General features: G+C 56.3%; 20 protein-coding genes. 10 read left to right on the forward strand and 10 right to left on the reverse strand.

Annotation, left to right across the window (positions count from 1 at the left end):
* Positions 1 to 120: 120 nt before the first annotated feature.
* From AC2FI7_RS08590 to AC2FI7_RS08610, 5 genes are all read right to left on the reverse strand, one after another.
* The gene (locus AC2FI7_RS08590; RefSeq protein ID WP_010441657.1) at positions 121 to 741 is read right to left on the reverse strand and encodes an OmpA family protein; all 621 of its coding nucleotides are present in this window, start codon (positions 739 to 741) and stop codon (positions 121 to 123) included.
* A 16-nt stretch (positions 742 to 757) separates the two neighbouring features.
* The gene (locus tag AC2FI7_RS08595; RefSeq protein WP_319545165.1) at positions 758 to 2,164 is read right to left on the reverse strand and encodes a type II and III secretion system protein family protein; all 1,407 of its coding nucleotides are present in this window, start codon (positions 2,162 to 2,164) and stop codon (positions 758 to 760) included.
* Positions 2,165 to 2,360: 196 nt separating this feature from the next.
* Entirely contained in the window at positions 2,361 to 3,242 is an 882-nt protein-coding gene (gene cpaB, locus AC2FI7_RS08600; protein ID WP_010441659.1) for a Flp pilus assembly protein CpaB, read from the reverse strand.
* A gap of 174 nt (positions 3,243 to 3,416) precedes the next feature.
* Complete coding sequence (locus AC2FI7_RS08605) at positions 3,417 to 3,611, reverse strand: hypothetical protein (RefSeq protein WP_010441660.1); 195 nt, start codon at positions 3,609 to 3,611, stop codon at positions 3,417 to 3,419.
* Between the two features lie 90 nt (positions 3,612 to 3,701).
* The gene (locus AC2FI7_RS08610) at positions 3,702 to 3,896 is read right to left on the reverse strand and encodes a hypothetical protein (protein WP_010441661.1); all 195 of its coding nucleotides are present in this window, start codon (positions 3,894 to 3,896) and stop codon (positions 3,702 to 3,704) included.
* Positions 3,897 to 4,249: 353 nt separating this feature from the next.
* On the opposite strand from AC2FI7_RS08610, the gene AC2FI7_RS08615 reads away from it, so the two are divergent.
* The gene (locus tag AC2FI7_RS08615) at positions 4,250 to 5,116 is read left to right on the forward strand and encodes a lytic transglycosylase domain-containing protein (protein ID WP_496815773.1); all 867 of its coding nucleotides are present in this window, start codon (positions 4,250 to 4,252) and stop codon (positions 5,114 to 5,116) included.
* A 48-nt stretch (positions 5,117 to 5,164) separates the two neighbouring features.
* Here AC2FI7_RS08615 and AC2FI7_RS08620 read toward each other — a convergent pair whose 3' ends face one another.
* From AC2FI7_RS08620 to tldD, 5 genes are all read right to left on the reverse strand, one after another.
* The gene (locus AC2FI7_RS08620; RefSeq protein ID WP_010441664.1) at positions 5,165 to 5,791 is read right to left on the reverse strand and encodes a 3-oxoacid CoA-transferase subunit B; all 627 of its coding nucleotides are present in this window, start codon (positions 5,789 to 5,791) and stop codon (positions 5,165 to 5,167) included.
* Positions 5,791 to 6,495, reverse strand: a complete 705-nt coding sequence (locus AC2FI7_RS08625) for a CoA transferase subunit A (RefSeq protein WP_010441665.1) — start codon at positions 6,493 to 6,495, stop codon at positions 5,791 to 5,793. The genes AC2FI7_RS08620 and AC2FI7_RS08625 overlap by 1 nt, the downstream gene beginning before the upstream one ends.
* 92 nt (positions 6,496 to 6,587) lie before the next feature.
* Positions 6,588 to 9,209 carry a type I DNA topoisomerase gene (topA, locus tag AC2FI7_RS08630; RefSeq protein ID WP_010441666.1) on the reverse strand — a complete coding sequence of 874 codons (2,622 nt, stop codon included), beginning with the start codon at positions 9,207 to 9,209 and terminating at the stop codon, positions 6,588 to 6,590.
* A 164-nt stretch (positions 9,210 to 9,373) separates the two neighbouring features.
* A complete protein-coding gene (gene dprA, locus AC2FI7_RS08635) occupies positions 9,374 to 10,525 on the reverse strand; it encodes a DNA-processing protein DprA (protein WP_010441667.1) in 1,152 nt (383 codons plus the stop codon).
* 238 nt (positions 10,526 to 10,763) lie between these two features.
* The gene (tldD, locus tag AC2FI7_RS08640) at positions 10,764 to 12,185 is read right to left on the reverse strand and encodes a metalloprotease TldD (RefSeq protein ID WP_010441668.1); all 1,422 of its coding nucleotides are present in this window, start codon (positions 12,183 to 12,185) and stop codon (positions 10,764 to 10,766) included.
* A gap of 176 nt (positions 12,186 to 12,361) precedes the next feature.
* Between tldD and coxB the strand changes: the two genes are divergently transcribed.
* From coxB to AC2FI7_RS08685, 9 genes are all read left to right on the forward strand, one after another.
* Entirely contained in the window at positions 12,362 to 13,273 is a 912-nt protein-coding gene (gene coxB / locus AC2FI7_RS08645) for a cytochrome c oxidase subunit II (protein WP_029621961.1), read from the forward strand.
* Positions 13,274 to 13,347: 74 nt separating this feature from the next.
* Entirely contained in the window at positions 13,348 to 14,304 is a 957-nt protein-coding gene (gene cyoE / locus AC2FI7_RS08650; protein ID WP_010441670.1) for a heme o synthase, read from the forward strand.
* A complete protein-coding gene (locus tag AC2FI7_RS08655; RefSeq protein WP_010441671.1) occupies positions 14,301 to 14,462 on the forward strand; it encodes a cytochrome c oxidase system small membrane protein in 162 nt (53 codons plus the stop codon). The genes cyoE and AC2FI7_RS08655 overlap by 4 nt, the downstream gene beginning before the upstream one ends.
* Positions 14,462 to 15,037, forward strand: a complete 576-nt coding sequence (locus AC2FI7_RS08660; protein WP_010441672.1) for a cytochrome c oxidase assembly protein — start codon at positions 14,462 to 14,464, stop codon at positions 15,035 to 15,037. The genes AC2FI7_RS08655 and AC2FI7_RS08660 overlap by 1 nt, the downstream gene beginning before the upstream one ends.
* Before the next feature lie 22 nt (positions 15,038 to 15,059).
* A complete protein-coding gene (locus AC2FI7_RS08665) occupies positions 15,060 to 15,875 on the forward strand; it encodes a cytochrome c oxidase subunit 3 (RefSeq protein WP_010441673.1) in 816 nt (271 codons plus the stop codon).
* Positions 15,876 to 16,031: 156 nt separating this feature from the next.
* Positions 16,032 to 16,709, forward strand: coding sequence for an SURF1 family protein (locus AC2FI7_RS08670; RefSeq protein WP_010441674.1), 678 nt, complete (start codon positions 16,032 to 16,034; stop codon positions 16,707 to 16,709).
* The gene (gene thrC, locus AC2FI7_RS08675; protein ID WP_010441675.1) at positions 16,706 to 18,094 is read left to right on the forward strand and encodes a threonine synthase; all 1,389 of its coding nucleotides are present in this window, start codon (positions 16,706 to 16,708) and stop codon (positions 18,092 to 18,094) included. The genes AC2FI7_RS08670 and thrC overlap by 4 nt, the downstream gene beginning before the upstream one ends.
* Positions 18,091 to 19,353: a M16 family metallopeptidase gene (locus AC2FI7_RS08680; RefSeq protein ID WP_010441676.1), complete on the forward strand. Its 1,263-nt coding sequence runs from the start codon at positions 18,091 to 18,093 to the stop codon at positions 19,351 to 19,353. The genes thrC and AC2FI7_RS08680 overlap by 4 nt, the downstream gene beginning before the upstream one ends.
* On the forward strand, positions 19,353 to 19,937 hold the full coding sequence (locus tag AC2FI7_RS08685) for a GNAT family N-acetyltransferase (protein WP_010441677.1): 585 nt from the start codon (positions 19,353 to 19,355) through the stop codon (positions 19,935 to 19,937). The genes AC2FI7_RS08680 and AC2FI7_RS08685 overlap by 1 nt, the downstream gene beginning before the upstream one ends.
* Positions 19,938 to 20,028: the final 91 nt, after the last annotated feature.

The following is a 20,028-nucleotide window of genomic DNA, read 5'->3' on the forward strand; positions in this document are numbered from 1 at the left end:
AATTTTGGCCGCAGGTCACCCTATTGTTCACAATGTTGCTTGGAAGTGGGGCGAGAATTGGGCGCAAAAGAACCAATTGTAGGGAAATGGGCGACAATGCCGCCCATTTCTTAGGTATTATTATTCACCGGATTCGCCTTCACCGATTTGGATGAAGCTGACCGGGGCCGCGCTTGAGATATACTCGCGGTAGATAACTTCAGCGTATTTCCCATCCAGGATATTCTTGTGACTATCAACAAATCCTGAAACCTCGGTAACCGTCCTACGGTTACGACGATCCCGATCCGGAGTCGCCACAAGAGGGCGGGATTTCCCAAACGAAACAACCGCTTCCAGTCTTGATCGCGAGATCCCTTGCCGCGTCAGGAATGCCACCGCCGCATTGGCACGGCGTTGCCCCAGACGGTTGTTATAAGCAGTTGAACCTACAGCGTCGGTGTGACCGTAAACACGGAACCGCGCTTCGGGGAACTGTTTGATCCATGCGGCTTGCTGCAGCAGAATCTTCTGCGCTGATGCATCCAGCTGTGCGCTATCAAACGCAAAGTTGATCTGCGTCGGAACCTCTGCGGCGAATCTCTGAGCCAGGATCTGGCCATACGTCAACTCGCCATTCATGACCTGAATGTTATTCAGCGTCGCGTTTCCGAAAGTGCCCTGATCGATTTCATACCCAGCTTCGCGAGTACAGCCAGCGACAGCAACCGAAAGGCCCAGTGTCAAGATCCACTTTTCCATTGGTCCTATCCTCCTATCAATCCAGAACATAGCCATAGGAGGCGCCAAAGTCCTGCTTGGCCACTTCCGATGCAGCACCGCTTCCGGCTCGTTCAGTCCGGGCGACTTTGCCATTCACGAACAGATCGAACTCGCTGGGTGGTTTGACCCGGTCAGTTGGCAGGGCAAGCGCCTCACCACGAGTAGGTGAAACCAGATGTGCGGTAACAATAATGATCAGCTCGCTTTGTTCGCGCTGATATTGAGCGCTGCGGAAAAGAGCGCCCAGAACCGGCACATCACCCAACCACGGAACCTGACTGTTCAGATCTGTGAAGTCATCCTGGATCAAACCAGCAATCGCAAAGCTTTCACCATCATTCAACTCGATCGTCGTGCGTGTGGTACGCGAGATGAAGCTCGGGACGTTGTCGCCGTTGATCGTGAAATCGGAACTCTGATCGATTGACGATACGGATGCGCCCATTTCCAGATTGATGCGGTCGCCGTCCACGACACGAGGAACGAACAAGAGCTGAACGCCGAAGGCCCGATACTCGATCGCAACCACGCCGTCACCTTGCGGAACAGGGATCGGCACTTCGCCACCGGCCAAAAATTCAGCCTCTTGTCCGGATAGTGCCGAAAGGTTCGGTTCGGCCAAACTGCGGACTAAGCCTTTGGTTTCAAGTGCTTCCAACAGAAGGCGAACCTGCGTTGAACCTGCGCCGAACCCAAACAAGATAGCACCCGTATTGGTTTGCACGAACGGGATGTTATTCGCCAACGCGTTGTTAAGTGATGCTTGGTTGTTCAAGCTGTTGAAGCCGCCGGTCGCGTCTCCACCGCCAAAGCCCAGAGATGCCGACAGGTTCTTCGCTACCGAACGGTTCATTTCGGCGAATCGCACTTTCAGCATGACTTGCTGTACGCCACCAACATTCATCAAGTTCGATACACGCTCAGGCGCGTAGCGCTCGGCGAGTTCAAGAGCACGTGCCAGTCTTGCACTGCTTGATACCGTACCGGATAGGACAATACCGTCATTTGCAGTCCGTACTTCGATCGGCTCATTTGGCAGAATCTGACGCAGCCGCTCTTTGAACTCAGAGACATCAGGCGAAACGCGCACACGCACGTTAGTGATCAGATTTCCACCGCCATCGAACATCGTCAGCGTGGTTATGCCGGGTGCGCGACCCAATACATATATTGTCCGGTCGGACAGAGTAGAAATGTCTGCAATGCCTGCGTTGGCAATGCTGATATCGGCAAAGGGTTGTTCACTCTCCACCACAATTGCGCGGTTAACAGGAACATCCAGCGATTCAGCTGTCCCCTTTTTCACCACGCGAAGATTTTGGGCCCACGCGGCATCGCCGATTGGGCTCACAACAAGCGACAACCCCAGCAGGGTTGCGCTGATCCAGGAACGTATTGTCATGTGACCTGCCTCTCCGATCACCACTCGATTTTTTATGGGTCTAATGCCCTATGATCTGAACCCTGCGCCAATTCCGGATTTATTGCAATAATCAATGGTTTCCGGAATTTTCCTTATGTGGGTTTCTCGCAACAACACCATGAAAAAGACCGCGCAAAATGCGCGGTCTGTGGGTCGTTAACGGTTTGAATTTTCGTTAGTTTGTACAGGGAATTGGTGTCTCGACAGTTTCGCCGCCACGACGGGTTCGGATTGTACAAACCTTCTTTTCAACCACTACCGGTGCGGGTGCTCGTTCTTGAATTCCCAATAATGATTGCTGGTCTACTTCAACCACTTCGGCGACTTCATCATCCTGCGCGCCCACTAGCGCCAGAGACATACGGCCGGTGTTTTGTGCCTGTGCCAAAGCCGCAATTTGTTGTGAGGTCGCCGCTACGGTTACAGTGCGGGCAATCGTGGTCCCTGTGACATCTGAACCCGCAATCTGGTCAACTGCGACCAGTTCAATATTTGTCAGAACCAGTCGGGTAATCTCGCCGCGTCCAGCATCAGTAGTACCGCGCAGCGATCCGGTCCAATAGACGTCCACTGTGTCACCAGGGCGCAAGAAGCCCGAAACGCCGGAAGCAACATCGACGCTGATTGCAAAGGCACGCATGCCCTTGGGCAACTGCGACCTCAAGCCCGCTGTTTCGCCCGGATTGGTAACTTTGACCTCCATGATGGCTTCGTCTTTTTCCATCGACCGAAGCACATATCGTTCGTTATTCTTGATATCGGGGAACAATACCGCAGCATCGATGAATGCACCCTCGGGGATTGCGGTTTCAGGCCACTGGACAACGCGAATATCTTCTTGGTTCAGTCGCTCACCATATTTGAGAGACCGGTTTGAAACCAGAACTCCGACTGTTGGCACAACGCCTGCTTTTGCATTTGCCAGTGCCTCTTCACGCAGCTTTCGTTCCTGCGCAAGTTTGGCCTGGTTTTCGGTAATATATTCGCGTGCCATATAGACAGCACCACCGGCCAAGGCGATCCCGATGATAAGAACAAGTCCAAAAACAGCTCGCATTTGTCCCTCGTCATGTTTCGTTCAAGTAGGTTTTACGGCTCTGATCGCCGCAATGGTTCAACGGCTACCCTAGAGGGCAATTGTGTCCAAAAATGGGACAATCGAAATTAATTCTTTGCTCAAGAAAGACGACTGATTTCGCATTAGCAAATTTTCAAGGTCGTCATGCGAGCGTTAGTCAAAACTAATGTTCTGGACTTCCGTGTTCGCGAGAGCTTGGCCAGTCTTCTCGTCGAGACCGCTGACGCCTTCGTTCAAGAGCGTGTACATCAGACCACCAAAGCCCACAACTGCAGCAGTCAATACAACCCAGTCTACCGTCACTGCGCCGTTTTCGTCGTTCGCAAATTTCTTGATTGTGCTGAACATCATACTATTCCGGGCAAAGTACCTTTGAAAAAGGGGCCAGGTCTTCGAAAAGACTTGGCCCCCACATTACACACCAGAGTGTGATGCTAATTAGTTGGTGTTTGGCGTAGTAACGGTAATACCGGACAGCGCGCTGTCGATGTTGCCCGCCAGTGTGCTGGCACCGCTACTAACCTGATTGTAAGCGATGGCTGCCAGAGCAACAACAGCTGCGGTCAGAACGACCCAGTCTACAGTTACGGCGCCGTCTTCGTCTTTGCGGAAGTTCTTGATGAACTTGATCATGTTACGTCCCTCCTAAAGGATCAAATAAGCAATTAACCTCGGCGTCTTCCAGAGCATTCTCTCTCGGTCCGCTCCCGATCGTCTCGGCATGGGTCTATGTTTGACCTTTGCGCGTGGCAGGAATTGGGCCAAACCAATATTTTTTGGCTAAATGCTTAAGATTTTATTCGTATTTCTTGTAACATATTGATTATGAAGGGAAATAAATTCACCGTTTTTCACGCATAGAGGATTGGGCGATGCAAAATAGCGGCAAATGAGGCGAAATTGCCCCATTTCGCTTTGTTTTACTGGCGTTGCAGGCCGTTATAGGGTTCAAAATGCTTCAAAAGATAAGAAATCGAGGCAGGCAAATGTATTTCCGGGACGCAATCTTTTGCGCAGGTGCAGTCGCATTCCTATTGACGGGTGCAATTTCGGTATCCGCGACTGAGATCGAGCCGCGCGGGGTTTATAAGCGTATCAAAGCTCCCAAACCAGGCACGCGTCCGCGTGTGACCATTCAAATTACCCCAGAACAACACGCGGCGTCGCCTTCGGCACCCAGCACTGGGGCAAAGCTGGATGTGCCCGAAGTTACGACCCCTGCACCCGTTCCGCCGTCGAATCCCCCGAAGATCGCAGGAACGACCGAGCCGGTAGGGACCTATGAGGCTTTCTGGAGCCGGATCTCACCCGAACTGCAACAGGCAAGCGCAGGAAGGCTCGCAGAAGCTGTTCAGGCATTGACTGCGACCGACGTAGCGGCCCCGCGCCTTCAAACGCTTCAGGATATCGCAGACGCGCGCGGCGTGGACATCCTGCGCTCGACTGTGGGCACAAATGTCTCGCCTGCGCTTGTGCTGGCAGTAATCTCGGTGGAATCGGCCGGGAAAACACAAGCCGTTAGTTCCGCCGGCGCTCAGGGGTTGATGCAACTCATGCCAGCCACAGCCGAACGCTTCGGTGTCGAAGACAGCCTCAAACCGGAACAGAACATAGAAGGTGGGGTCAAATACCTTCATTGGCTGATGGAGGAATTCGACAACGACCCAATCCTCGTTCTCGCGGGTTATAATGCAGGCGAGGGGGCCGTGCATAAACACAGCGGTGTGCCACCTTATGCTGAAACCAGAGATTACGTGCCCAAGGTCCTTGCCGCGTTTCAGGTCGCAAGCGCGCTGTGCACGTCAGCACCGCAGTTCGTATCGGACCCCTGCGTCTTTCAGGCAGCCAATTAAAAAAAAGCCCGCGTCATTGCGGGCCTTTTGCTTTTTGGAGGAGCGATGTCAGTCGACAATCGTTGCCTGGGTCGCCGCTCTCATATCCGCATCGCTGACACCATCGGCAAGTTCAACGATCTTCAAGCCACCTTCGACCACATCGAGGACGCCCAGATTGGTGATGATCCGATCCACAACGCCCTGTCCGGTTAGTGGCAAAGTACATTCCTTCAGCACTTTCGAATCACCATGCTTGTTGGTGTGGTCCATCACAACGATAACGCGGCCTACACCGGCCACCAGATCCATCGCTCCGCCCATGCCTTTGACCAGCTTGCCGGGAATCATCCAGTTGGCCAGATCGCCTTTCTCGTCGACTTCCATCGCACCCAGGATCGCAGCGGCAATCTTACCGCCTCGGATCATCGCGAACGAAGTCGCGCTATCGAAGTATGAGGTGCGGGACAGTTCGGTGATCGTCTGCTTGCCTGCGTTTATCAGGTCGGCGTCTTCCTCGCCCTCAAACGGGAAGGGGCCCATACCCAGCATACCGTTTTCGGACTGCAGGGTGATGTCCTTGTCGCCCACATAGTTCGCCACCAGCGTCGGAATACCGATGCCGAGGTTCACATACATGCCGTCTTCCAGCTCTTCTGCCGCGCGTGCGGCCATCTGATTGCGGTCCCAGGGCATTATGCGTCCTCCTTCTTGCGGGTGGTGCGCTGTTCGATGCGCTTTTCGTGGCTGCCTTGGATGATACGGTGCACATAGATGCCGGGCAGGTGGATGCTGTCAGGGTCTAGCGAGCCGCGCGGAACGATTTCTTCAACCTCAGCCACACAAATCTTACCGCATGTTGCGGCGGGCACGTTGAAGTTGCGGGCGGTCTTGCGGAACACCAGATTTCCGGTGTCATCTGCTTTCCACGCCTTTACGATCGCGAGGTCGGCGAAGATGCCTTCCTCCATGATATAGGTCTCACCGTTGAAGTCTTTGTGCTCTTTGCCATCCGCGATCACCGTTCCCACGCCTGTTTTGGTGTAGAACCCGGGGATGCCAGCACCACCGGCGCGCATGCGTTCGGCCAGTGTGCCTTGTGGATTGAATTCCAGCTCCAGCTCTCCACTCAGATACTGGCGCATGAACTCCGCGTTTTCACCGACATATGAGCTGATCATTTTCTTGACCTGCTTGGTTTGCAGCAGGATGCCGATGCCGAAATCATCAACGCCTGCGTTGTTCGAAGCAAAGGTCAGGTCCTTCGCGCCCGACGCTTTGATCGCCTCAAGCAGCATCTCTGGGATACCGCACAGACCAAAGCCGCCCGCCGCGATCAACATGCCATCCGAGATCACCCCATCGAGCGCCTCTTCGGCATTGGCATAGATTTTCTTCATGGAAAACTCCCCCAATGACATGGTGCTGGGCCGAGTTGTGCCGCCACGTCACCGGGAAGTCAACGAATCCAAGGGGCAGGTGGTATTTCTACCTAACCTGCCTTTTTGGTGGTTTTCTTGGCAACTGCTTTCTTCTTGGGCGCCGCCTTCTTCTTAGTACCCTTCTTGGCCGCACGCTCGTTGACCAGTTCAATGGCCATTTCCTGCGTTACATCTTCGGGCTTGATATCTTTGGGGATGGTCGCGTTGACCTTTTCCCATTTCACGTAAGGCCCGTAACGCCCGTCCAGAATCTGCATCATGCCACCATCCGGATGTTCGCCTACTTCTTTCAGCGGTTTCGCAGCCTGTCCTCGCCGTCCCGGATTGGCCCGTTTTTCGGCCAGCATTTCAACCGCCCGGTTCATGCCGATTTCAAACACGTCATTTGGATCTTTGACATTGACGTAGACGGGTTTGGCCTCCTCCGGAAGCTGGTGCATGATATATGGGCCAAACCGTCCAAAGTTCGAGTTGATCATGCCACCCTCGGGATGTTCGCCGATCTGGCGCGGCAAAGACAACAAAGTCAGCGCCTTTTCCAGATCCATGTCATCTTTGTTCCAGCCACGGGGCAGGGATGCACGCGGAGGTTTCTTGTTTTCGGGCGTGGGCTCTCCGCGCTGTACATAAGGGCCAAAGCGACCGGATTTCAGCCAGATTTCATCGCCCACATCTTCGCCCAGCAAACGTTCGTCACCTTCAGCACCTTCGCCAGCGATCGGACGGGTATAGGTACATTCCGGGTAGTTGCCGCAGCCCACGAATCCACCGGTACGCGACGTTTTGAGGTGCAACTGCCCCACGCCGCATTTCGGACAAACACGCGGATCGGATCCGTCTTCTCGCGGGGGATACAGCTGGGGTGCCAACGCCTCATCCAGCTTGTCCAGCACTTCTGATATGCGCAGTTCCGAAGTCTCACCAATTGCAGCCGAGAAATCTCGCCAGAACTTACCGAGCAGATCCTTGTAGTCACGGTCCCCAGCGCTGACGTCATCGAGCTCTTCTTCGAGGTTGGCCGTAAACTCATAGCCCACATACTGGCGGAAGAAGTTCAGCAGAAAGATCGTGACGATCCGCCCCTTTTCTTCGGGGATCAGGCGGTTCTTGTCTTTGCGTACATATTCCCGATCCTGAATCGTGGTGACGATCGAAGCATAAGTCGATGGTCGTCCGATCCCCAGTTCTTCCATCCGCTTGACAAGCGTCGCCTCGGTATAGCGTGGCGGCGGTTGAGTGTGGTGTTGCAGCGCGAGCACGGCTTCGTTGTCGGACAGAATCGCGGCTTTGTCCGAGTCGCTGGTGGCCTTGGTGAACTGATCCCGCAATGATGTCTTGGCAAAGCGCGCCGGATCACCTTGCATGATCTGAGGCAGGCGCTTGTCATCGTCATCAACAACGTCATCGCGGCCTTCTTCATAGACGCGCATGAAACCGTCAAACAAGACGACTTGGCCGGTGGCGCGCAAGCCGACTTGGCCGTCATCACTGCCGATTTCGACTGTCGTGCGCTCCAGTCGTGCCGCAGCCATCTGACAGGCAATGGTGCGCTTCCAGATCAGGTCGTACAGTTTACGCTGATCTTCATCCGTCACTTTCAGCGCTTTGGCATCACGCGACATATCCGTCGGGCGGATACATTCGTGCGCTTCCTGTGCGTTCTTGGCCTTGTTCTTATACATGCGCGGGCTGTCCGGCACATATTCGGGGCCATATCGATCCGAGATGGCATCACGCGTGGCGGCGACAGCTTCGGGCGCCATGTCGATACCGTCAGTCCGCATATAGGTAATGTAGCCCGCCTCATACAGCCGTTGCGCCACCTGCATCGCGTGGCGCGCGCCCAATCCGAATTTACGACTGGCTTCCTGCTGCAGGGTCGAGGTCATGAACGGGGCACTTGGGTTACGTGCGGCAGGCTTGGCCTCGACTGAGGTGACACTCAGCGCCCGGCTGGTAATCGCCTGTACAGCCAGCTCGGCCTGCGTGGCATTAGTCAGATCGTGTTTGTCGAGCTTTTTGCCGGCCAGAGTAACAAGACGGGCTTCATAGGTCTGGCCGCGTGGTGTTTCGAACAAGGCCCTTACGGACCAGTATTCAACAGGCTTGAACGCCTCGATCTCCATCTCGCGTTCCACGATCAGGCGCAGGCAGACCGATTGTACGCGTCCGGCAGACTTTGCCCCGGGCAATTTGCGCCACAGTACCGGCGATAGGTTGAAGCCCACCAGATAGTCCAGCGCGCGGCGGGCCAGATAGGCCTCGACCAGAGGCATATCGACCTCGCGCGGGTTCTGCATCGCTTCGGTCACGGCGTCCTTGGTGATCGCGTTGAACGTCACTCGGCTGACCGGCGTGTCCTTCTTGATCGAACGCCGCTTGGTGAGCGCTTCTTGCAAGTGCCAACTGATCGCTTCGCCCTCGCGGTCAGGGTCAGTTGCGAGGATCAAAGCGTTGTCTTCTTTGAGAGCGTCGGCAATCGCTTTGACGTGTTTGCGGCTGTCGTTGCCCACCTCCCATTTCATAGAGAATTCATGCTCGGGATCGACCGAACCATCCTTCGGCGGCAGGTCACGGACGTGGCCATATGAGGCCAAAACAGTGTAGTCGGGGCCAAGATACTTGTTGATCGTTTTTGCTTTGGCCGGAGATTCTACAACAACTACGGGCATTTAAGGGGAATCCTCGCTCGACGGATTTTGCGCTTTGTATGACCGTGCAAAATGTGTGGGGCAAGATCGAATTGTCAATGCGTTCGTTTTCCGCGCCCAATGCCCCTGATTTTCAAGCCGATTCTGGCAGTTTGCACCGTGTCATAGGTAGCTGGTCCTAAATCTCAGCTTATCGGATATTGGGCGCTAAGGGCCAAAAGCCCGCCCGGTTGCCGCTGAATCTTACCATCAAGTTCCAGATCGACCAGCACTGGGCCAATTTCGCCAGCGGATGCGTCGACATCCCGGATCAACTGGTCCTCGGCAATTGGAGATGGACCAAGGCAACTGAGAATCACGTCGTGTAGTGCGCGTGGGGCATTTTCGGATTGTGCCGTCTCCAGTCGGATAGGCGGGATTTGTTGGGGCAGTATCTGATGCTGCGGCGTCGGCAATGCGTCAATCACATCTTCAGCGGTGCGTACCAATGTCGCGCCGTCCCGGATCAGCAGGTTGCATCCCGCCGCCCTTGCGTCGAACGGGTGACCAGGGACGGCCAGAACTTCTCGTCCCTGGTCTAGCGCGTCTCGTGCGGTGATCAGGCTGCCCGATTTGGCGGCAGCTTCGACCACGACAACAGCCTGTGCCAGACCTGAAATAATGCGATTGCGGCGCGGGAAATGCCGGGCCTGTGGCGTAGTGCCCATCGGTTGCTCGGACAGGCGCAGGCCGGTTTTTGCGATGTCGCGCGCCAGATCAGAATTCTCGGCTGGATAAATCACATCGACCCCACCAGCCATCACCGCCACAGTTCCTGTCTCCAAAGTGGCAATATGGGCCGAAGTATCAATACCGCGGGCCAGTCCCGAGACGACGATGTAGTCTTCTTTACCCAACTCAGAGGCCAACGCCCGTGCCATGCGGGCACCCAGTGAAGAACAGTTCCGTGCCCCGACCATAGCGATCGCCTGTCGATTCAGAATAGTCGGATCACCAATCGCCCATAACATTGGAGGTGCGTCAGAAATGTCGATCAGCGCATCGGGATAGTCAGCGGCCCCAAGGCACAAAAGCCGCGCTTTGGCTGCTTTTGCGGCCTTGAGCTCCGCCTCGATCACGCCGGGGGGGCAGATTTCGTACCCTTCAATTCCGGCTGCGCGCGCCATTTCCGGCAGCGCGGCCAGCGCATTCTGCGCCGAGCCATGTTCGCGCAACAGGCGCCGAAACGTCGCCGGTCCAACTTTGCGCGAACGCAACAGACGGAGCCACGAAAACCGGTCCTCTTCCGTGGTGGGTGGGAGTGGGGGGTGATTGGAAGAAAGCTGCTCTTCGGTCATCCGATGCTCCGCCTGATTGCAAAACTGGTTTACGGTGCAGCGGGTTAACAGCCTGTAAATCTTGGATAATTAGAACTGAATTATTCGGATTTTGAATTTAGATGTCACGCTATACATATGAAAATAAAGCAAAAATTTGCATGAATTTTTTTGCGCAAGTTACCGTTGATCGGCAACTTCTTCAATCGATGAGGCGCAGCGTTAACCCTGCGCCTCATTCCTCGCACTGAATTCCGACTCAAGCAGCAGAGCCGCCAACCGTAAGTCCGTCCATCAGTACGGTTGGTTGCCCCACTCCCACCGGCACCCATTGCCCGTCCTTGCCGCAGGTGCCCATGCCCGGATCAAGCGCCATATCGTTCCCCAGGCCCCGAATACGCTTTAGCGCCGAGGGGCCGTCACCAATGAGTGTCGCGCCTTTGACCGGAGCACCAATCTTACCATTCTCGACGCGATAGGCCTCGGTGCAGGAAAAGACGAACTTGCCATTGGTGATATCAACCTGACCACCGCCAAAACCGACGGCCCAGATGCCGTCCTTGATGTCTGATACCAGCGAGGCTGGGTCTGAATCACCGCCCAACATGATCGTATTGGTCATACGAGGCATGGGTTTGTGGGCATAGCTCTGTCGCCGCCCGTTGCCGGTGGGTGAAACCCCCATCAGACGTGCGTTTTGGCGGTCCTGCATATATCCAGTCAGTATACCGTCTTCGATCAGGACCGTGCGCGAACTGGGGGTACCTTCGTCATCCACCGAAATCGAGCCGCGACGGTCCGCTATCGTGCCGTCATCAACGACGGTCACGCCTTTTGAGGCGATCTGCTGTCCCATCAGCCCGGCGAAGGCCGAGCTGCCCTTGCGGTTGAAATCGCCTTCCAGACCGTGCCCAATGGCCTCGTGCAACAGAATTCCGGGCCAGCCAGGTCCCAATGCAACCTCCATCACGCCGGCAGGGGCAGGGATGGCATCCAGATTAACCAGAGCGATCCGCAGCGCTTCGCGTGCTTTGTCCTGCCAGTCGGTGGGGTCAATCAAACCGTCCAGCCCCACGCGACCGCCCCCCCCGGCTGAGCCGCTTTCGCGCCGTCCGTTCTGTTCTACGATGACCGAGACGTTCAGGCGGGTCATCGGGCGCACATCGCGCACCTGGACGCCGTCGGGGCGCAGAATCTCGATCTCCTGCACTGCGGCGGCAATCGTGGCGCTGACTTGCACGACCCGAGGGTCCAGATCGCGGGCAAAGGCGTCAATCTCGCGCAGGGTCTCGATCTTGACCGGAAAACTGGCGGATTCGATCGGGTCCTCATCGGTATAAAGCCGTGTGTTGGTGGCCTGTGGCGGTCCGGCCAGCGTCCCTCCACCATCACCGACGGCCAGCCGTGCGGTTTCAGCGGCTCGTTTAAGTGAGGGAATCGAAACATCCGTCGAGTGTGCGTATCCCGCAACTTCGCACTGCACTGCACGCAGGCCGAATCCCTCGGATGCATCGTAGGAAGCCGTCCGCAGACGACCGTCATCGAACACCAGTGACTCAGACTTTCGCCGCTCGACAAACAGCTCTCCGTCCTCCGCGCCATTGGTTGCGGCCTGCAGCACAGCAAGCGCCTCGTCCTTCGGAAGAACGCTTTCAAAGGGGCGAAATGGGGCCTGAGACATAGGTTGCGACCTTTCGGGTTTGATCCAGATCAAAAATAGCGTCTGTTTGACGCAAGCATTTTGCTTTATCTACCCGACGGAATATGGTTTTTAACGCGGCCAAAGACAACGGGAGAGGTGCGACCGATTCACACCTTTTCGCCAGAGACGCAAAGATCAAACGATCAGGACAGAAAATGAAGAATGCTTTGATGCTTTCCGGGCTTGCAACAGCCCTCTCCAGCCTTCCCGCCATGGCTCAGGAGCTTGAGATTATTGGCAAGCCGGTGGCAGGCGGCGTTGGTTTCCAGCCTGCGACCACCAGTCTTGCCGAAGGAATTCAGAGTCTCGACAATATGATTCTGGTGATCATCACGGTCATCTGCCTGTTTGTCGCCGGTCTGCTGCTCTACTGCATCGTGCGATACAATCGGCGTGCGAATCCTGAGCCTGCGCGGTTTTCCCACTATACCCCGGTTGAGATTGCGTGGACCCTTGGGCCAATCCTAATTCTGGTTTTCATTGGCGCATTCTCGCTGCCGGTTCTGTTCAAGCAACAAGAGATCCCAGAGGGCGACATCACCATCAAGGTCGTGGGTAACCAGTGGTACTGGACTTACGAATATGTCGATCACGATTTCGCATTCGACAGCTACTTGCTGGGCCACCCGGCCACTTTGGATGAGGGCGCGCGCCCTGCGGATGCAGATGTAACGCCATTTGTGCTGGATGACGCGATGCGCGCCAAGCTGGCCGATGCGGGCTACAGCCAGGATGAATGGCTGCTCGCGACGGACACGGCGGTAGTTGTTCCAGTTGGTAAGATCATTGTCATGCAGGTTACTGCGTCTGACGTGATCCATTCGTGGACCATCCCGTCATTCGGCGTAAAGCAGGACGGCGTACCAGGTCGTTTGGCCGAACTGTGGTTCCAGGCTGATAAGGAAGGCGTCTATTTCGGCCAGTGCTCGGAACTGTGCGGCAAAGACCATGCCTATATGCCGATCACCGTCAAAGTGGTCAGCGAAGAGGCATATGAGCAGTGGCTGCAGGGCGCTCTGGAAGAGTATGCAGGTCAGCCTGTTTCCTATCAGGTGGCCTCGAACTAAGCCGACTGAGGCCTGGGTAAACATGTGCGGGCTGCGCGGGATTCGCGCAGCTTTTGCCCCGAAAAGGACCAAAGATGAGCGACGCAAGCTTCAATGCCAGCACCGTTTCCGCGCAGACCTGCGCGGACGAGGCCAGCTTTGGCGATTATTTTGCGCTGCTGAAGCCACGCGTGATGTCGCTGGTGGTGTTTACGGCTTTGGTTGGATTGCTTGCGGCCCCGGTTCCGGTACATCCGTTTGTAGGATTCTGCGCCATCCTGTTCATCGCGATCGGCGGTGGTGCGTCTGGCGCGCTGAACATGTGGTGGGACGCGGATATCGACCGCGTGATGAAGCGCACCAAAGGCCGCCCGATCCCGTCCGGCAAGGTCGAGGAAGGCGAGGCATTAGCATTGGGACTGGCTCTGTCTGGCCTGTCCGTCATCATGCTGGGTCTGGCAACCAACTGGTTCGCCGGCGCGTTTCTGGCCTTTACCATCTTCTTCTATGTCGTCGTCTACACGATCTGGCTAAAGCGTTCGACACCGCAGAATATCGTGATCGGTGGTGCCGCAGGGGCGTTCCCGCCGGTGATCGGATGGGTCGCGGCCACAGGTTCGATGACGCTTGAGCCGTGGTTGATGTTCGCCCTGACCTTTATGTGGACGCCGCCGCATTTCTGGGCCTTGGCGCTGTTTATGCGCTCGGACTATGACGACGCAGGTGTGCCGATGCTGACCGTTACGCACGGCCGCCGCGCCACACGCTGGCACATTCTGGTCTATACCGCGCTGCTTGCGGTGCTGGCGGTGGGCACCGCGTTCTCGGATATCGGAGGCCCGATCTATCTGGTGGTCGCACTGGTTCTGAACGGCTTGTTCCTGCGGGGCGCCTGGCAGATTTCCCGCCGAAACGAAGACGATTCCGAAGCCGACAATTTCAAGGTCGAGCGCAGCTTCTTCAAGCTGTCGTTGCTGTATCTCTTCCTGCATTTTAGCGCGATTCTGGCTGAGGCGCTGCTGAAACCTTATGGGCTGGGAGGCTGGTCATGAGCCTGCGCAAAAGCCATGAGCTGCATCAGCGTCGGTTCAGCCGCAATCTGGGCGTGGGCCTAACACTGGCCGCGTTCATCGTGATCATCTTTGGACTGACGATCGTGAAGGTCTCGGGCACTGATTTCAACATGGCACCACAAGAGGTGCAGAACTGATGGCGTTGACCGGTCCTCAGAAAACCGTTGCACAAACGGTTGGTGTGGTTGTCCTGATGGGCAGCCTCGCTTGGGCAGCTGTGCCGTTTTATGACTGGTTTTGCCGGGTCACCGGCTTTGGTGGGACCACCGGCGTGGCCGAAGTGGCACCAGACGAGATTCTGGACCGCACCGTCACCGTGCGTTTTGACGCGTCAAAAGCCAAAGACATGGCCTGGGAATTCAAGCCGGTCGAGCGCGAGTTGGAAGTCCGCATTGGTGAAACCGGGCTGGCCTTCTACGAAGCCTATAACCCAACTGATCGCCCGATTGCGGGACAGGCGTCATACAATGTCGCCCCGTATTCTGCCGGTGGGTATTTCCAGAAGATTGCCTGTTTCTGCTTTGAAGAGCAGGTTCTGCAACCCGGAGAGCGGGTTGAGATGCCGGTGACTTTCTTCGTCGATCCAGAGATGGTCGAAGATTTAGAAGCCAAGTATGTGCATACGATCACTCTGTCGTATACATTCTACGAAATTGACCTGCCCGAGGGCTTTGCCGCCCTTGACGTGCAGGCTGAGACAAACAAGAACTAACGCCTGTAGGTGAGGGACGCTGATGGCACACGCAAAAGACCATGATTATCACATTCTGAACCCGTCGATCTGGCCATTGATCGGCGCGGTATCTGGCTTTGTGATGCTATTCGGGGCTGTTCTGTGGATGCACGGGATTACCCCGTGGATCTTCTGGATGGGACTGATCGGTGTTCTTTACACCATGTTCGCATGGTGGTCCGAAGTGGTGGTCGAAAGCCGTCAGGGCGACCATACGCCAGTTGTGCGTATCGGTCTGCGCTATGGCTTCATCCTGTTCGTGATGTCCGAAGTGATGTTCTTCTTTGCCTGGTTCTGGTCGTTCTTCAAGCATCGCATGTACCCGATGTACGACTATGCTGGCACCGAGTACATCCAGCCCGACATTCACGCGGTTGACCCGTTCCACCTACCGCTGATCAACACTCTGGTGCTGCTGCTGTCGGGTTGTGCGATCACTTGGGCACACCATGCTCTGGTGCATGACAATGACCGCAAGGCACTGATCAATGGTCTGGCCATTGGCATCGTTCTGGGTATCGCGTTTACTGCATTGCAGGGCTTTGAGTACTACGAGCTGCTGGCCCACGAAGGCTGGAAGTTTGGCGATGACCAGTTCTACTCGAACTTCTTCATGGCAACTGGTTTCCACGGTTTCCACGTCATCATCGGAACCATCTTCCTGTCGGTCTGCTTGATCCGCGCCCTGAAAGGCGATTTTACGCCTGAGAAACACGTCGGGTTCGAAGCGGCAGCCTGGTACTGGCACTTCGTTGACGTCGTCTGGCTGTTCCTGTTCTTCGCCGTTTACATCTGGGGTCAAGCTCCGCTGATGTGACGCCGGTCAGGTGATCCAATTGCAAAAGCCGCCCCAAGGGGCGGCTTTTTCTCTATAAGGTGCGCAAGATTGCGCCCCATACAATTGCGTGGTTGCAATTAGACCAACACGCGCCGTAACAAGACGCCGATTTCTGCAACAAGGTTTGGCCCCGCCATGCGCCGCATTCTGTTTCTGCTGATTTTCGGCCTCGCGGGTTTGGGCGTGCTGACATCGCTCGGCGTGTGGCAAATGCAGCGCCTGGCTTGGAAACAGGGCATTTTGGCCGAGATCGAAGCGCGCATTGCGGCTGATGCGGTTGATCTCCCCGAGACCGTCATGGAAGCAGATGACAAGTATCTTCCTGTCACACTCTTCGGAGATATGAAGCCAGAGGAAATCCACGTTCTGGTCTCTGTCAAGCAGGTTGGGGCTGGGTACCGGATCATTCAGCCCTTCAGCACCGCTGGTCGCATAATTCTTGTGGATCGGGGCTTTGTACCGACGACCGCCAAGCAGGCCGATCGTGTGACTGGCCCGATGGAGGTCTCAGGCAATCTGCACTGGCCTGATGAAATCGACAGCTATACGCCCGTGCCAGATATCGATGGCAACATCTGGTTTGCGCGTGACGTGCCCACTCTGGCAGCGGCGCTAGCTACAGAGCCTGTGCTGTTGATCGCCCGGTCCAAAACGGACCCTGACATAACACCTCTTCCGGTGGACACGGCGGGTATCCCGAACGACCACCTTCAATATGCAATCACATGGTTTGGTTTGGCTCTGGTTTGGGCCGCAATGACCGGATACTTCCTTTGGCGCAACCGCGCCCCTTCTGAGAGAGAAGAGCAATGAGATATATCTCGACCCGTGGCCAAGCGCCGGAACTAAGCTTTGAAGAAGCGATGCTGACCGGGCTGGCACGTGATGGTGGCCTGTACCTTCCCGCCGAGATCCCTGTGATGTCGCAGGACGAAATTGCTGCGTTGGCTGGCTTGCCCTACGAAGAAATCGCATTCCGCGTCATGTGGCCCTATGTCAACGAGTCATTCGCCGAGGATGAGTTCAAGGCTATCATCGCCCGCGCTTACGATGGTTTTGGACACGACGGCCGCGCGCCGTTGAAGCAGCTGAACGAGAACCATTTTCTGCTGGAGCTGTTTCACGGACCCACGCTGGCCTTCAAAGATTTCGCCATGCAGCTAATTGGCCAGCTGTTTCAGGAAGCGCTGAAACGGCGCGGTGATCGCGTAACTATCGTCGGTGCGACAAGCGGCGATACTGGTTCAGCTGCCATTGAGGCGTTTCGAGGGCTGGACGCGGTGGACGTGTTCATCCTGTTCCCGCATGGCCGTGTTTCGGAAGTGCAGCGCCGTCAGATGACAACGCCCGCCGACAGTAACGTGCACGCTTTGGCCGTGGATGGCGACTTCGATGACTGTCAGGCTGCGCTGAAAGACATGTTCAACGATTTCGAATTCCGCGACGGCGTGAAGCTGGCCGGTGTGAACTCGATCAACTTTGCGCGCGTCCTGGCACAGATCGTGTATTATTTCTCGGCCGCCGTCAGCCTTGGCGCGCCGCATCGCAAGGTCAGCTTTACCGTCCCCACAGGTAATTTCGGCGATATCTTCGCAGGCTATCTGGCCAAGCGTATGGGTCTGCCCATCGATCGTCTGGTGGTGGCAACCAACCAGAACGACATTTTGCATCGCTGTCTTTCGGGCGAGGGGTATTTCAAGGGTGACACGGTCCCTTCGATCAGCCCGTCGATGGATATTCAGGTCAGTTCCAACTTTGAGCGCGCACTGTACTTTGCCTATGGTGAGGATGGTGGTGCCGTTGCGCAATTGATGGATGAACTGAAGAACGGTGGCTTCAACGTCAGCCAAGGCGCGATGGAAGCGCTACGGGAAAGCTTCGACTCGGGTCGTGTATCTGAGGATGAGACACTGGCCACAATCAAACACACTCTGACCCGCAGCGCCGAACTGGTTTGTCCGCACACTGCCGTTGGTATCAAGGTCGCTGAAGAACATCGCTCTGCCGACGTTCCGATGATTACTCTGGCGACCGCACACCCCGCGAAATTCCCGGCAACGGTTGAGAAGGCAAGCGGCGAACATCCGCCTCTTCCATCCCGCATGTCTGATCTGTATGAACGTCCGGAACGGGTGACACGGATTGCCAACGATCTGGGTGCCCTTGAGGATCATATCAGAAGGCATATCGCTGAGTGACTGTCAGACAAGACCAACTGAAGAACGGCTTTCGTATCGTCAGTGAACATATGCCGGGGCTGCAATCTGCAGCCATTGGCATCTGGGTATCCGCCGGTGGGCGGCATGAGCGGATCGAACAGAATGGCATCGCGCATTTCCTTGAGCATATGGCATTCAAGGGAACCGAGCGGCGATCCGCGCTGCAAATCGCCGAGGCGATCGAAGATGTGGGCGGATATATAAACGCCTACACATCGCGAGAAGTTACGGCCTATTACGCGCGCGTTTTGAAGGACGATGTGACACTGGCGATGGACGTGATCGGCGACATCGTTCTGAACCCAGTGTTTGATCCGCGCGAGATCGAGGTCGAGCGTGGTGTAATCCTGCAGGAAATCGGTCAGGCTTATGACACGCCCGATGATGTTATCTTCGATTGGCTGCAAGAGCAGAGCTATCACGATCAGCCGCTGGGCCGCACCATTCTTGGCCCGACCGAGCGGGTAAGTGCATTCTCGCGTGAAGACCTGTCGGGTTTCGTGGCTGAGCATTACGGGCCGGAACAGATGATCCTGTCGGCCGCTGGCGCTGTGGATCATGACGCCCTGATGAAGATGGCGGAAGAAATGTTCGGCCATCTGCAGCCGCGCAAAGGTCTGACCCCTGAAATTGCCCGCTTTACCGGTGGTGAGGCACGGCAGGAAAAAGATCTGGAACAGGCCCATTTCGCGCTGGCCCTGGAGAGCCCAGGCTATCGCGATGATGCGATCTATACCGCACAGATTTATTCGACGGCTTTGGGCGGCGGCATGTCTTCGCGCCTGTTTCAGGAAGTGCGCGAAACGCGTGGTCTCTGCTACACGATATTTGCACAGACGGGCGCCTATGCCGACACCGGTACGACCACGATCTATGCGGGCACCTCCGCCGATCAAGTTGCCGAACTGGCCACGATCACCATCGACGAGATGAAGCGCGCCGCCGGCGACATGAATGACGAAGAAGTGGCCCGTGCCCGCGCACAGATGAAGGCCGGAATGCTGATGGGGCTGGAAAGCCCCTCGAACCGGGCCGAACGTCTGGCGCGTCTGGTGCAGATTTGGGGGCGGGTGCCCTCGCTCGAGGATACGGTCGCCAAGATCGACGCCGTCAGTACCGAGGATGTACGCGCCTTTGCTGAACAGATGGCCATGCAGGCCCCGGCGGCGCTGGCGCTGTACGGGCCGGTTTCAGGTGCGCCATCGCTGGCTGAGCTGCAGGAGAGGCGTGCGGCGTGATGCTACTGGGCAGACGCAAGCTTAAACTTGAAACCGAGCGGCTGAGCCTGCGCCCGCCTGTCCATTCCGATTTCAATGATTGGGCGGCGCTGCGGCGCGCGTCAAAAGAATACCTGACCCCGTGGGAACCGGTTTGGGCGAAGGATCACCTGAGTCGCAAATCTTTTACCAACCGGGTTTACTGGGCTCAGCGCTCGGTTGCCGGCGGCACGGCGATTCCGCTATTTCTGTTTCGCCGTACGGATAATGTCCTGCTGGGGGCCATCACGCTGGATAATATCCGCCGTGGTCCAGCGCAGGCCGGAACACTGGGATACTGGACGGGGCAATCCTTTGCGCGTCAGGGCTTCATGCGCGAAGCGATTGGAGCGGTGGTTCATCACGCCTTTACCCGCCTTGATCTGAGTCGGATCGAGGCTGCCTGTTTGCCGGAAAACAAGGCCTCGCGCGGGTTGCTGGAAAGTTCGGGCTTCAAATATGAAGGCGTGGCGCAGTCCTATCTGCAGATCAACGGGCGGTGGCGGACCCATGTTCTGTATGCGTCTTTGCGGTCTGATCGGCGCGGGAAGACCGACGTAGGTTAGGGCGCGTTGCCCCGTGCGGCGGGACGCGACTCCCCCCGGAGTATTTTGGGCCAGATGAACAAGTGGCATGACTTGCGGGCGTTCTGCGCTA

The sequence above is a fragment of the Ruegeria sp. YTSA064 genome (genome assembly GCF_059610325.1).